The following is a 12,823-nucleotide window of genomic DNA, read 5'->3' as shown; positions in this document are numbered from 1 at the left end:
TTGCGCCCACCTTGGGTGAAGTTCTTGACCTGGTAGACGGCGTAGCCAGCATCAAGATGGACCAAGATGTCTATCCCACCGTCGCCCTTCGAGGGCTTGATGTATTCAGCTCTGCTCGGGAAGTCACTAGAAATGAACATCGCGGCCGCCGGCTCGACGTCACTCTTGTACTGGCTCCACTCGATCCTGGTCATACCCAAATCATCCCGCACCGCTCCGACTATTGCTCTTGCGGCCTCGCGGTCTGGCTCGTCGTTGTGATGGCCAACGGTCGCGTGGACACCCCCAGTAGCCGTTTGTGGCTCTCCATCTGATCGATCAACACGAAGTCCCTTGCGGGGAGCTAGTCTCTTGAGCGGTGGCCCGCTGCCTGACGCTGGCGATCGGGCTCACCGCGCATTGATGGTCCGGATCTGCCGCGAGGGGCGTGAGCACCCGACCGTGCCGAGAAGCGGTTGTCCTCGCACCGGGCCATGAACTGCTCCGCTGGCGCCAGCGCATGACGGCTAGAGTCTCGCCATGTCGTCGTTTGCAGATGAAGTCATCGAGTCCTACGGAGTCGTGCTCCGCCCTCTGACCGAGGCAGATGTTCCTACCATCGCGATCGCCTGCTCCGATCCGCAGACCCAGAAGTGGCTTCCCCTGCCCCAGCCCTACACCCAGGATTCCGCCCGGTTCTTCGCGCTGGAGATCGCAACGCAAGAATTGGCCAGCGGCACCGCCCTGGAACGGGCCATCGAGGTCGACGGTCAGTTCGCTGGCGTCATCGGACTCAAGAACACCGACTGGACCGCCGCCAAGACCGAAGCCGGCTACTGGCTCGGACCCTGGGCCCGCGGGCGCGGGATCACAGCCCGAGCGCTCTCTGCCATCACGGACTGGGCCCTCGACACGCAAGGCATCGGGCGAGTCGAGGTCCTCGTCGCCACAGGGAACACCGCCTCCCTGGTCACAGCCCGCAAGGCAGGGTTCATCGAGGAGGGAACACTGCGCCGTGCAGGGTATGTGCACGACGGCAAGGTCGACCTCGTCATCCTGAGCCGCCTCGCCGACGACCCACGACCCATCTCTGACGCATTCACCTGCCGCTTGGGGCGCGTCTCTCGGACGTAGTTCCCTGCCTGGGCGAAGAACTCTACTGTGTGAGCATGGAGAACCCGATCAACGGAGAAGTCGTTGCAGCGCTGACTGTCTTCGTCCGAGGGGGTAGTGGCCCCTCGCATTCTTCGCTCACCTCCGCCTTCATGGCAGCCGGAATTGTCGGCCTCACTCCTTACAGCTCGGGTTCGCTCGACAGCCTAAACAAGGTCGAGCGAATCACCGAGGCTGCCCGCAAGGTCTGGCAACAGCCCACCCAAGGCCGACGTCTGGTAGAGGAGATCTTGAGCATCTATCGAGTGGCAGGCATGTTTGGTGACCCCAACCTGCAGATGGACGTCGCATCACTCAGAAGCGCCCTGCTGCAACGCGGCTGGGCTCTCGATGCCGATGGCCGACTGGCTCCGTTGGGCGATATCGATCTCGAGGTTGGAGATCGGCAGGCGCTAAATGATCAGCTGAACCGCTTGCGTCGCAACACCGAAGATGCCGGCCTGCTCTTGGGAACAGCCAAAGAGCTACTCGAATCCGTCGGCAAGTTTGTACTGGAGGAGAACGGGCGCCTTCCCGACCGCAGGATCGATTTCCCCGAGGTGATGACCCTCAGTATGGAGCTTTTGGGCATCATGCCCGTCCAGGTCGATGCCTCGACTGAGGGCGGCAAGCAACTGCGCAAGGTTTATCAGGCAGTCCGCACGGTGGTCGATGCCATCAACGAGCTGCGCAACGAACATGGAACAGGCCACGGTCGCACGCTGCCGAGTGGCGTGTCCGTGGAGGCAGCACGGTTCATGATCAGGCAGGGCACGATGGTCGCCGAGATGATGCTGGCGGCCCATGACCGCCAAATGGGGCGTGCTTGACGAGTACGGATGAGTCGCACCAGCGACAGGATCAGGCTCCGCCCGTGAGTGAGTGGCGAGGGCTGGTCCAGCATCCAGAATGGGGGTCCTCGGCCGGCAGCCGCACAGACGCACAGACGCACCAATCTGCCGCGAGGTTCGTGACCGGTCTTGACGTGGATCACCCACATAATGCCGATGGTCGCTCTGCCCTAGGTGGTCTATTCGCTCCGGCTGGAATGGTCCCGAAAGGGCCAGTCGGTCGAGTAGACGAGTGGGTCAGCCACGACCTGGCACTCGTCCTCGTAAACGATCGTGCCCGGGTGACTGGTTCGCACCTCCTGCCACGCGATGCCGTGGGCATCCAGGACGTCCAAGCATTCCCGGGCGAGCGAGATGTGCTCCTGGGCCGCCCCGGCCCGGAACCAGCAGACGGCGTCGGGGTGGGCGTGGTCTGCGAACAGCTCCTGCGGAGGTTCGGCATAGAGGGCGTAGGCCCTAGCGCGATAGTCCTCCCACCACGCCAGCTCCCCGACAGTGAGCACCTGCTTGGCCCGAATACCGGCGAGCAGGGCGAACACCCCCGGCCGATGCCCGTGGCGGTTCGGCACGACTGACTCGAATCTGACGAAGATCTCCCGTGGCATGGGCCGACGTTACAACGCACTCTCCTGCCGCCGATGGTGCAGCGGACCGCTGTTGTGCCATGGGCAAGTGAACTCGAGCCATGCACGGATCAACGATGACCGGGCCGGCCTCCACTCGTCACTGTTGTGCGCCGGCGCCCCTGTCCAACTGAAGAGGTTCTTGCGGCACCGTAGGGATGTCCACGTTCGTCAACGGGCGATCGCCAGGATGGTAATAGATCGCTCGCCTGGCGTTGCTGGCGGTCACCTGGTTAAACCATCGGCACCTTCGGGTGGTGGCCAAGCCGGCATAGTCGGGCCCGTCTTCATCCACCATCACCAATGCGCGATTTCGGTCGACCGGGAAGGTCACTGCGTCCGCGGTTCCAATCCCGTGACTTCTTGAAGCCTCGGACCACAGGCCAACCGGGCTGTCGCTGGTTGCCACACTGCGAAGGTCGAAGTGCCACAGGATCCACCGGCGCTTCAGCAGCCGATCAACCAGGCCCGACATGTGTGCATCCATGCTGCGCGCGTGGCTTTCCGCGCTCTCGGCGTAGGCCCGCATCGTCTGAGCCGCGTGGTCGAGAGCCTCAAGTCCCTGCTCACGCACCCGTTCGGGGTCGAACTCGGGATGGTCAAGGATCATTTGATTCAAGAGGCGCAGCCGCCCAGCCTCATTCAGTTCCTCGTCCACGACCAGGTGCCCGACCTCCCGAAACAGGGCCCGCATGCTCTGTGTGCGCATGAACTGCAGCACCACCCACTCTCCCACCAGCTGGCGGCTCTGGCTGTCTAGCGGCCAGCCTTGGGCTGCCGCGGCCACGCCCGGAAAGTAGACGCCTTCGCGTAGCTGGAGAGCATCTTCCATTGCGTCGCTCGGAACGCCGTGCTGGTCGCGCGTGGTGTAGAAATCGGTTTCGCGTGCCGCACGCCGGATCGACTCCAGCGAGGGCGTCGGCTGTCCGAACCTCACCACGGTGACCATGCCTCGCTCGTCGGCGAATCCCTCCAGATACTTGCGGGGGACGATGTGGTGACCCTTCGCGCGCGTCATGGGCAAGAGTCAACCATCGGAAGCCCGCAGCTCGTGGCGCACACCTTTGTCGCGAGGGTCACTCGGAAGTGCTGCCGGGCACGCCGATGGCGCGGATGTGCGGGTTTGCGATGGCGATCACCGCGGTGAGACCGATGGCGCCGAGGAATGGGCTGATTGCCAAGGTCCATGGGCGGCTGGCGAGTGTTCCCGCGAGCAGTGTCGCCGCGGGTGCGAGCGTGAGGATGAGGAACCCGCTGGCTCCCGCGATGCGTCCTTGGAGTTCGGGCGGCGTGATGGTGAGCTGGTAGGCCTGCACACCGGCCATGCCGGGCGGCAACGTCAAGCACGCCAAGCACAGCAGGGCGATGATCGCGAGGGGCTGCGGCCACACCGCCATGGCAGCGGCGCAGGCGCAGTTGGTCAGGATTCCGCCGATGAACAGGCTGGGGGTCCTGACCCGGCGCAGCAACCACGGTCCAGCCAGGGCGCCGGCGAGACCGGCGAGACCGTAAGCGGTCTGCATCCCACCGATGAGGGCATCGGACTGCCCCTGGGCCTTGAACGTGAGCGTGATCAGCGCCAACAGGCCGCCGAACCCGAACGACGCGATCGCGGTCATCCCCACCACGACCCGGATCGGCGGTGTGGCGACGATGAACCGCAGCCCGTCACGCAGGTCACGGCCTGGATGGTGCGGCGCCCCGCCGTCGGCCGGGGCTGGTAGGGGTGTTCGAATCCGTCCCACGACCAGGGCGGAGACCAGGTTGAGCAGCGCATCACCGAGCAACGGGAGGGCATGCCCCAACGCGTAGAGCGCGCCAGCAAGACTGGGACCAATCAGGTTCGCGACCGCGGAGCGCGCCTGGTTCAGCGACGCCGCGGGCGCCAGATCCTCGCTCCGCACCAAGGTCGGCAGACTCGCCTGCTCGGCCGGACCGAAGAAGGCCCCCAGCACTGCGACAAGGAACGACGCGACCACCAGGTGCAGCGGATGGAGCACCCCGACCGCGGCGGCCGCGGGCACGGACACGAGAACAGCCGCCAGCAGCAGCGAGGAGCGAACCATGGTGCGACGCCTGTCCCACCGGTCAGCCAGGACGCCCGCCGGGAGGCTCATCACGAGGCTGCCGACCGTGCTGGCGGCCATCACGACAGCACCCCACTGGCTGCTGCCGGTCAGATCGACGGTGTAGAGCATCAGGGCCAACGCGGTCATGGCCCCACCAGTGATCTGACACGTCCGACCCCACAACAAGAGGGTGAAGTCTCGGTTGTGGCTCAGGGTCGACGCCTCCATGACCATCCTTCTTGCGATGTATGAATACGCTATTCTTACACTATAAGTTCAAGGAGGCGTAATGAGGCGTGGACGGGGAACACCGGCAGGGTTGAACGAGGAAGTCCTCCGACAGGCGGTGCTCGAGGTAGCCGACACCGAGGGCCTGGACGCGGTGAGCGTCCGCAACGTCGCGCGCCATCTCGGAGTGGAGGCCATGAGCATCTACCACTGGTACCCGAACAAGGACGCGCTGCTCGCGGCAGCCTGGGACGAGGTCGTCTGCCGACTCGACCCCGAAGCCCTGTCCACGCAAGCGTCTTGGCAGGACTATGCGAGCGCCTTCGCCGACCAGCTCCACGGCCAGTTGCTGCAACATCCCAACGCGCTGCCGATCATGCTCGGTCGGCACGTCAGCACGCCGGAGTCCATGACCGTCATCGACCGCGTCGTCGCCAGCCTCCACCAGCGGGGCCTGTCGTACGCGTCAGCGGTGGACGTTGTGAACACCCTCAGCATGTTCACCATGGCCCACGCCCTCAATGAGTACGCCCTGCCCCGTCGACAGACCCCTTCGCCCGACCCTGAAGCTCATCCGGCACTCTGCGCGGCCTTAGCCGAAGGCATTCCCCCCGGCGCTGCAGTCGACCTCGACCACTTCCGCCGTGGAGTAGCTGCATTGGTCAACGCCGCCTGCTGAGAAGCACTACTTTGCCGCGAGCAGTGGCTGCTCAGTCGGCGACGTGGATCCTGCTTCCGGCGGCCCGGAAGGCGTCGAGTGTTGTCTGGGGCGCGTCTCGTGTGGTGACGAGATCGTCGATGTCCTCGATGTCGCCGAACCGGAAGCTGGAGGTTCTCGAGAGCTTGTCTCCTGTAGCGGCCAGGACAACTCTGGCCGAGGATGCGAGGATCGCGCACTTCACCTGCGCGTCTTGATGTGTGGTGACGGTCAACCCCCATCGGGACCTCGCCCAACAACGACTGGGACGAAGGCAACCTCGTCGGCCGCAGTCGACCGAACCGTGCTCGATCGAGCCCACAGGCGCGGAACCGCCAATACCAAGATGAAGTCCTTCACGATCGGCCACGCCTTCACTGCCGTCGACTTAGCCCACTTTCCTGCAGCTCCCGGGAATTGCCGATCTGGCTCGGCCGAGAAGCCGGAGGCGGAGCCATGGTTCGATGAGTGCATGACCCCCGTTGTCGCCTCAGTCCATGTCAGCCCCAACCACGGGTTCTCCAAACAGACCCTCGATGCGATCACGCTGCTCGAAGGGCTCGGCGTGGAAGGGGATGCGCACTGCGGCGTGACCGTCCAACACCGCAGCAGAGTGCGAGCCAACCCGAGCACCCCGAACATGCGCCAGGTCCACCTCATCCACGACGAGCTGTTCCACCAGCTCCGGGCCGTCGGGCACATCGTGGCGCCCGGGCAGCTCGGGGAGAACATCACCACCCACGGACTTGATCTACTCGCTCTACCCGTGGGGACACGCCTCATGATCGGAGACGCCGCTATCGTGCTGACCGGCCTGCGAAACCCATGCCAGCAGATCAACACCTTCCAGACTGGTCTCCTCAAGCACGTTATGTACAAGGATGAGGAGGGCAGCGTGGTGAAGCTCGCCGGGGTCATGGGCATCGTTGCTCGGGGTGGCATGGTGTCGACGGGAGACGACATTGCCGTGCAACTCCCTCCGGACCCCCATCACCTGCTCAGCGGCATCTGAGCCCTCTCGAGAATGAGCTCGCCTGCTGAGCCGGCGCGCATCCTCAATTCGCTACCCGAAATCCTGCCTTCGAATCTACGCTGGCCCGTGTGAGCAATGATTCCATCAGTTACCACATAAACCACCCGGTCCAGGACGGGGAGTTGAACGAGTTGCACGCTGCTGCATTCGGCGGTCAGCCTGCCGGGATCCGATGAGGTTTTCTCACCAGGATCCTCGGGTGGCGGTGGCGATCACGAGTGCTGACCTGGTGATTTGAGTGATTCGCCAGGGGTTCAGGGTGACTTTCTGGAGGGCCTTGAAGTGTTTGAGGATGGCGTTGGCTCGTTCGGCGGGTGCTCGCAGGCCGGTCAAGAGACGGTTGCGGCAGCGGTTGTCGGGGTCCAGATGGTAGCCCTTGTCGGTCAGCGTTGGCAGGCCCTTGGCTGCTGCCGGATAGAGCGCCGGCAGGGCGTGTTCCCGGGCGGCGGTGATGTCGTGGGTTGATCCGGGAGTGACCGGCGAGGTCCAGATGGGGAAGCCGGTCGAGTCGGTGAGGACCTGGACGTTGCCGCCGTGGCGATGGTGTTTTCCGGAGTACCACCAGTCGTTGCCGTTCCCTTGTGGGGAAGGGGTCTGGACTGCATTGGTGGCGATCAGTGTGCCGTCCAGACAGACGAAGCCTGCCCCGCTGTGGTGTTGCTGCTCCAAAGACGTCGGGCAGGTCTGGCGCGTGATCAGCGACCACGTCGAGGGCCTCATGGAGGTAGCGGTAGGCGCTGGCCTGGGACAGTCCGTGGTCACGGGCCAGGCGGTTGATGGGTGTCGCGTCCNCACGAAGCCACGCCGCGATACGACGCACGATGGTTTCGGGCAGGTCGAGGATGGCACGATAGGACAGCATGCGGGCTCGGTTCTGGTCGGGCTTGGGATCTTGGTCGAAACCGATCCTGCACCACCCGACCCGCATGCACCCATTCCTCGAACACCATCACCCCTTGTCACACGGTCAATGACGACTATCCAACGACTAGGTCTGGTGAGAAAACTTCATTGAACGACCTTGGAGTCTGAGCATGAAGAAGACAACTGCACCCACCGCACTATCCCAAGCCCGGAGCCTGATCTGGCACACCGCGAAGCATGACGCTCCTCCGCACCGGATCCGCTTCGAGAAGGCCACCGAGCCAGACCAGTGGCGAGTCAGCTACCGGAGAGCCCGCTACTCCGAGGCCGGGCCGACTCTGTCGCTCGTTCCCCGGATCACTCTCACCGAACGAGAGGTCGAGGGAGCCAAGAGCTGGCTTGCTGACTTCTACTCACCAGGAGGTATCCCATGGTGAAGCCTACGAAGAAGGTGGGCGGACTGTTCCGCCGTTTGATCTGGCAGCGTCTGCCCTGGTTCTGAGAAGCTCCCGTTTCGAGTCGCGGGGCTGGCTATGGCCGTCTACACGGTTGAGTGGATCTTCCGCTAGACAAAGACCAGAAGGCCGGGGATTATCATTGAAGGTCGGCACCCGTCCTTCTTTGTGCGGTCAGAGTCTCTAGGCTTTCGTCTTCACCGCCTTCGCCTTCTGCAGAAGGGCCTCCTGATGCCGTCGATTCCGCACATCGTCCTTTCGGAGGCTCCGCCCCTCGGAGAGAACGCTCTGAAACTGCTCCGTTGCTAGCTCCATGGCCTTCGAGATAGCGAGTTCAATCCGGTCAGGATCGGTGACCTTGAACTGAACCTTTTTTGCGGAGGCAAGCCGACGCCTCGCGGACTCGAGATCATTCGCTTCGAACACCGCTGCTATCTGAGGGTTGATGATGATAGAGACCATCATGGCGATGTGATACTTCGCCGCCTTCAGGGTTGTGGAGTCGGGGGTGCGAGCGAAGTATCGATCCACCCGATAGAGGATCCATGCGGCGTAGTAATACGCCTCGACTGAGTAGCTGCCCCACACGAAGGAATCCTCGGCTTCGAGTTCCTTCGGCGAACCGATCGCTCGGAAGGATTCGCCGAAGAGGGTGGCGGCGACTGCCCGATTGAGCTCCGGCGTAGTAACGACCCGTGTCCTCGGAAAGTCCAGAGCAGCGTGCTGGATCTGACGCAGGTATCGCAGACCATCTACACCTGATTGGGTGAAATACTCCTCGACGTCCTTGGCGATCTGCGAACTCGCTTGGATGTCAGTCGAAGCGATCGCGGTTTGGAGATTCGTAGCAATCGCAACGCTGGTCCGCACGCTTGCATCGTCTGAACTGACGATCTTCACCGGAATCCAAAGATCGGACAAGAGTGCCGGGTTGTCCTTGACTTTCTGGCTTGCCGCCCACCTCACCAGCTGATGGCTTGTCTGTCCGCCGTTTACGATCTGGTAGCCAGAGATGAAGAACTTGTCTCCAGCTCCTCTGAGTGAACTAGCGATGATCGTGAGACCGTTGTTCAGGAAAGGGAACTGCTCGCGCTCCTCGCTGTCGAGGGTTCGAGTGATCCGCATGTTTACGGTGTTGTGCGCTCCGAGATCGAGCCGCACGTTGTCATCGAAGATCCCGGGTCGGATAGAACCAGTCTCGTCCGTCAACAGCTTCAAGGCTTCCGCGCCAGACAGCAGCCCGATGTAGGCCTCGCTCACGCGCTCGGTGGCAGGGATTGTCTGCCGCTTCGTGAAGTCGAACCGGATGTTTTGAGGTCCGTGTCGTTCCTTCAGCTTCGCCGCGAGCGCATCGTGTCCGTGAGTTTTCAACTCGAAGGGCTCCGAATAGACCCCTAGCTCGTTGATCCGGCGGACCGCCTCGGTGACTTGGAGTTCCTTGCGCGCATCGGCCCCGTCGTGGCCGCTGGTCGTGACGTAGAACACCTCACACGGGATCCTCGTCTCCTGGAACTTGTCACCGTTCTCGGCAATCTTGTCGATTAACGCTGCGAGATCCACCAGCGCGGCGGGAAGAGCAATGTTTTGGGGGTTGATCGCATACTTCGTGACTGACTCAATCCCGTGGAGGAACTTCGCGATCAGCTTCGCGTCGTAAGACTCGCTCGTCTTGGCCTGGATGAAGACGACCCGCGCGGTGTTCGATGTCTGCTCGGAGATCAGTTCCTCGATCTCCGAAGGTTCGAACACGAGCTGCCCATTCACGACCACAGCGGCTATGTCGATCCCCTCGTCCGAGCCTCCTCCGCAGACAGACCGCTCGATCTTCTCTACATCGTCCCTCAGATAGGGATAGAGGTAGTTTGCCGCTACATAAAGCTCGAACTGCTTGTCCTCCGATACCGCGAAGCCGAAGTCACGCGCAAACTTGGCGACGCGCTTACCTGTGAGAGTGTGCAAACTGTTCCCCCCTGATCAGCGACGGCGGCGATCCTCACCGCGTCGTAGCACTGATAGTAGCGTCGGGACCGCGGAACAGGCTCGGGCCGATACGTGGCTCTTCACAATCCAGGGTGTAGATCGGGTCTGAACCCACCGGCTTCAAGCAGGGACCTCGTGATGTAGTGGGTGAGGTTGCGGAAGCCGAGTGCGGTGCCGCGGAGGTGTTGGAGCCGGCCGTTGAATCTCCTATGAGGTTTTCTCATCAGGGCTGCCGTGGATCATCGGCGTTGATGCTGTGGCAAGGGGTGATGGTCGACTCGGGTGGGTGCATGCGGGTCGGGTGGTGCAGGATCGGTTTCTGCCAAGACACCCATCGTCCACCAGAATCCGAGCCCGCATGCTGTCTTATCGTGCCACTCTTGACCTTCCCGAGACCATCGTGCGGCGCATCTCCGCGTGGCTGTCGGCCCACCGACGCCGACATGACCGGCGCCCATGGCAGCGCGCCAAGTCCTGCTGGACCCAAGCCGTGATGGTGTGCCGATGGATGCTCGACGCCACCCCGATCCGCCGCCTGGCGCGTGACCACGGCCTGTCCCAGGCCACCTCCTACCGCTACCTCCACGAAGCTCTCGACGTGGTCGCCGACCAGGCACCCGACCTGCACGAGGTCCTCGACGCCCAACATGCCCACGGCGCGGCGTTCGTCTGTCTCGACGGGACACTGATCGCCACCAACGCCGTGCACACCCCTGCTGGACAAGGGAAAACCACCGATGCGTGGTACTCGGGGAAACACCACCGCCACGGCGGCAACACCCAGGTCCTCACCGACCACACAGGTTTCCCGATCTGGACCTCGCCAGTATCCCCGGGCTCGACCCACGACCTCACCGCCGCCCGACAACACGTCCTCCCCGCGCTCTACCCAGCCGCAGCCCAAGGGCTGAAGACACTCACGGACAAGGGCTACCAAGGAGCAGGGATCGGCATCTGCCACCCCGTCAAGGGCCACGGCCTGGCAGCCGACACCGTCGCCCGCAACCGGCTCATCACCCAACTCCGCGCCCCAGCCGAACGAGCCAACGCCATCCTCAAACACTTCAAGGCACTCCAGAAAGTCACCCTCGACCCCTGGCGAATCACCGCCATCGTCCGCTCAGCCCTCGTGATCGCCACCCACACCCGAGGAGCCTGGTGAGAAAACCTCGATGGTCCCACAATTTGCAGCGACACAGTCTGTGCTGGGTCACCGCCTATGAGGGCGAGCGTCTAGTTGGCTTCGTGAACGTCCTCGGCGACGGCGGAGCACACGCCATTCTCATGGACACCTGCGTGGCACCTGACAAGCAAGGGTGCGGCATCGGGGGATCCCTCGTGGCCCATGCCACCCAAGAGGCGCGCACTCGAGGGTGCGAGTGGCTCCACGCCGACTATGAAGCGCACCTCGTTGACTTCTATGAGGGGCGATGCGGACTCCGCTCCACAGCAGCGGGGCTCCTTCGCCTCTGCTGACATCTCTTCCTACAACGTCGCGTGCACACCCTGCGCTCGTTGGATCCCGACCTGCCTCCTCTGCCAGCCTCTCGCAAGAGATCAATGGCATTGTCATGACCAAAATCCCCCGAAACTGGACCTCAGTCGCGGGCCGTCGCGGACTGGGCCACCGATGGGCGCCCGAAGCAGCAGGCCCAGTGGGGCTGACCGGCCGGATTGACCTGGACCATGGTCCAACCGGTGAAGTGTGACCATGAATCACCACAGCTTCACCATCGGCACCATACCCGTCACCGCCATGGCCTTGGGAACCATGTACTTCGGCACCCACGTCCCCACCCATCAGGCATTGGCCTGCTTGGACGAGGCCTACGAGTCCGGCGCACGGTTCTGGGACACGGCCAACAACTACGCCTTCTGGGCAGGTGGTGTCGGGGACGAGTCCGAGACCGTCATCGGTCAGTGGCTGCACTCCCGCAGTCCGAGCGCACGCGAGCAGATCGTTGTGGCCACCAAGATCGGTGCCCGCCCCAAAGTGGCCGGAGCAGGACTGGACGCCGCGTTGGGCCTGTCCCCGGTCACGATCCCCGGCCAGGTCGAAGACAGCATGCGACGACTGCGCACCGACCACATCGACATCCTCTATGCCCACGTCGATGACCCCACGGTGCCCTTCGAGGAAACCCTTGGTGCCTTCGCCACGCTGGTTGAGCGTGGCCTGGTGCGCCAGGTCGCCGCCTCCAACCTGACCGCCGCACGACTCGCCCAAGCCATGCACACCAGCTCCGCTGTGCGGTACGCGGCCCTGCAACAACGATTCACCTACCTGGCCCCGGCCCATGACGTCGACCTCACCCCACACGTCCTGCTCGACGACGAGGTCGCCAACCTGTGCGACGTCCACCACCTCACGCGGTTGGGATACTCCCCACTGCTGTCCGGCGCCTACACCCGCACCGACCGTCCGATGCCTGAAGGCTACGGCCACAACCAGGCGGCACCGTCGACGCTGCACGACGTGGCAAGCCGCCATGGCCTGGATGCCGGCCAGACGGTTCTGTCCTGGATGACCCAGCGGCCCCAACCCGTAATCCCCGTCGTCGGAGTCTCGGCACCCAGCCACGTCCGCTCAGCCTGGACCGCCATCAACACTCCCCTGTCGAGCGACGACATGGCGATGCTGGAGGATGCACGTCGTGACTGACCACCGGACCATCGCCGAAGTCGCCGCCCACCTCGGTCTTGAGGCCGACACCCTGCGCTACTACGAACGCCACGGCGTGGTCCCGTCACCCTCCAGGGACACCGCCGGCCGGCGCTGCTACGCACCCAGCGATGTTCACCTGCTCGAGGCGGAATTTGTCAAGGTGGATGAGGCCATTGGGAGTCAGGCGGCGGGCTGGTAGGTCTGCTGGTCGTCTCGGTTGGCGGGAT

14 protein-coding genes and 3 pseudogenes are annotated in these 12,823 nt (G+C 63.5%); 9 read left to right on the top strand and 8 right to left on the bottom strand.

The genetic code is table 11. The features are described from left to right. Positions 1-194, bottom strand: a 194-nt coding sequence (locus tag ACYVKA_RS09620) for a hypothetical protein (RefSeq protein WP_460704972.1), incomplete at its 3' end; no start/stop codon positions are given. A 325-nt stretch (positions 195-519) separates the two neighbouring features. On the opposite strand from ACYVKA_RS09620, the gene ACYVKA_RS09615 reads away from it, so the two are divergent. Both ACYVKA_RS09615 and ACYVKA_RS09610 read left to right on the top strand, forming a co-directional pair. After that, positions 520-1,113, top strand: coding sequence for a GNAT family N-acetyltransferase (locus ACYVKA_RS09615; protein WP_460704970.1), 594 nt, complete (start codon positions 520-522; stop codon positions 1,111-1,113). 35 nt (positions 1,114-1,148) lie between these two features. Then, positions 1,149-1,961 (top strand): abortive infection family protein, encoded by an 813-nt coding sequence (locus ACYVKA_RS09610; RefSeq protein ID WP_460704968.1) that lies wholly within the window; start codon positions 1,149-1,151, stop codon positions 1,959-1,961. 200 nt (positions 1,962-2,161) lie between these two features. On the opposite strand, the gene ACYVKA_RS09605 is transcribed toward ACYVKA_RS09610, so the two are convergent. The 3 genes from ACYVKA_RS09605 to ACYVKA_RS09595 all read right to left on the bottom strand — a co-directional run bounded on the left by ACYVKA_RS09605 (position 2,162) and on the right by ACYVKA_RS09595 (position 4,902). Next, positions 2,162-2,551 carry a hypothetical protein gene (locus tag ACYVKA_RS09605; protein WP_460704966.1) on the bottom strand — a complete coding sequence of 130 codons (390 nt, stop codon included), beginning with the start codon at positions 2,549-2,551 and terminating at the stop codon, positions 2,162-2,164. 154 nt (positions 2,552-2,705) lie between these two features. Then, positions 2,706-3,623 (bottom strand): DUF4238 domain-containing protein, encoded by a 918-nt coding sequence (locus ACYVKA_RS09600; RefSeq protein WP_460704964.1) that lies wholly within the window; start codon positions 3,621-3,623, stop codon positions 2,706-2,708. 58 nt (positions 3,624-3,681) lie between these two features. Further along, positions 3,682-4,902: an MFS transporter gene (locus ACYVKA_RS09595; RefSeq protein WP_460704962.1), complete on the bottom strand. Its 1,221-nt coding sequence runs from the start codon at positions 4,900-4,902 to the stop codon at positions 3,682-3,684. A gap of 91 nt (positions 4,903-4,993) precedes the next feature. Here ACYVKA_RS09595 and ACYVKA_RS09590 point away from each other — a divergent pair, with 91 nt between their 5' ends. Next, the gene (locus ACYVKA_RS09590) at positions 4,994-5,581 is read left to right on the top strand and encodes a TetR/AcrR family transcriptional regulator (RefSeq protein WP_460704960.1); all 588 of its coding nucleotides are present in this window, start codon (positions 4,994-4,996) and stop codon (positions 5,579-5,581) included. A gap of 31 nt (positions 5,582-5,612) precedes the next feature. Here the strand turns inward: ACYVKA_RS09590 and ACYVKA_RS09585 are convergent. Beyond that, a pseudogene (locus ACYVKA_RS09585) lies at positions 5,613-5,960 on the bottom strand (DeoR/GlpR family DNA-binding transcription regulator); the annotation flags it as partial. A 111-nt stretch (positions 5,961-6,071) separates the two neighbouring features. Here ACYVKA_RS09585 and ACYVKA_RS09580 point away from each other — a divergent pair. Further along, entirely contained in the window at positions 6,072-6,611 is a 540-nt protein-coding gene (locus tag ACYVKA_RS09580) for an MOSC domain-containing protein (RefSeq protein ID WP_460704958.1), read from the top strand. A 204-nt stretch (positions 6,612-6,815) separates the two neighbouring features. Here the strand turns inward: ACYVKA_RS09580 and ACYVKA_RS09575 are convergent. Next, a pseudogene (locus ACYVKA_RS09575) lies at positions 6,816-7,494 on the bottom strand (transposase family protein). 172 nt (positions 7,495-7,666) lie between these two features. Between ACYVKA_RS09575 and ACYVKA_RS09570 the strand changes: the two are divergent. Next, positions 7,667-7,933 carry a hypothetical protein gene (locus tag ACYVKA_RS09570; protein ID WP_460704956.1) on the top strand — a complete coding sequence of 89 codons (267 nt, stop codon included), beginning with the start codon at positions 7,667-7,669 and terminating at the stop codon, positions 7,931-7,933. A gap of 201 nt (positions 7,934-8,134) precedes the next feature. On the opposite strand, the gene ACYVKA_RS09565 is transcribed toward ACYVKA_RS09570, so the two are convergent. Together ACYVKA_RS09565 and ACYVKA_RS09560 are read right to left on the bottom strand one after the other, a co-directional pair. Then, a complete protein-coding gene (locus ACYVKA_RS09565) occupies positions 8,135-9,910 on the bottom strand; it encodes an AIPR family protein (protein WP_460704954.1) in 1,776 nt (591 codons plus the stop codon). A gap of 101 nt (positions 9,911-10,011) precedes the next feature. After that, positions 10,012-10,146: pseudogene (locus ACYVKA_RS09560) on the bottom strand (ISL3 family transposase); the annotation flags it as partial. A 143-nt stretch (positions 10,147-10,289) separates the two neighbouring features. Here ACYVKA_RS09560 and ACYVKA_RS09555 point away from each other — a divergent pair. The 4 genes from ACYVKA_RS09555 (at position 10,290) to ACYVKA_RS09540 (ending at position 12,795) form a co-directional block, all read left to right on the top strand. Next, on the top strand, positions 10,290-11,093 hold the full coding sequence (locus ACYVKA_RS09555; RefSeq protein ID WP_460704951.1) for a transposase family protein: 804 nt from the start codon (positions 10,290-10,292) through the stop codon (positions 11,091-11,093). After that, the gene (locus ACYVKA_RS09550; protein ID WP_460704949.1) at positions 11,090-11,407 is read left to right on the top strand and encodes a GNAT family N-acetyltransferase; all 318 of its coding nucleotides are present in this window, start codon (positions 11,090-11,092) and stop codon (positions 11,405-11,407) included. The genes ACYVKA_RS09555 and ACYVKA_RS09550 overlap by 4 nt, the downstream gene beginning before the upstream one ends. 235 nt (positions 11,408-11,642) lie before the next feature. Continuing rightward, positions 11,643-12,593 carry an aldo/keto reductase gene (locus ACYVKA_RS09545; protein ID WP_460704947.1) on the top strand — a complete coding sequence of 317 codons (951 nt, stop codon included), beginning with the start codon at positions 11,643-11,645 and terminating at the stop codon, positions 12,591-12,593. Then, positions 12,586-12,795: a MerR family DNA-binding transcriptional regulator gene (locus ACYVKA_RS09540; protein ID WP_460704945.1), complete on the top strand. Its 210-nt coding sequence runs from the start codon at positions 12,586-12,588 to the stop codon at positions 12,793-12,795. The genes ACYVKA_RS09545 and ACYVKA_RS09540 overlap by 8 nt, the downstream gene beginning before the upstream one ends. The last annotated feature ends 28 nt before the right edge of the window (positions 12,796-12,823 follow it).

It is taken from the genome of Luteococcus sediminum, assembly GCF_054783495.1.
Note: the sequence above shows the minus strand (reverse complement) of the source record. Positions and strands in the feature narration are given on the sequence as shown.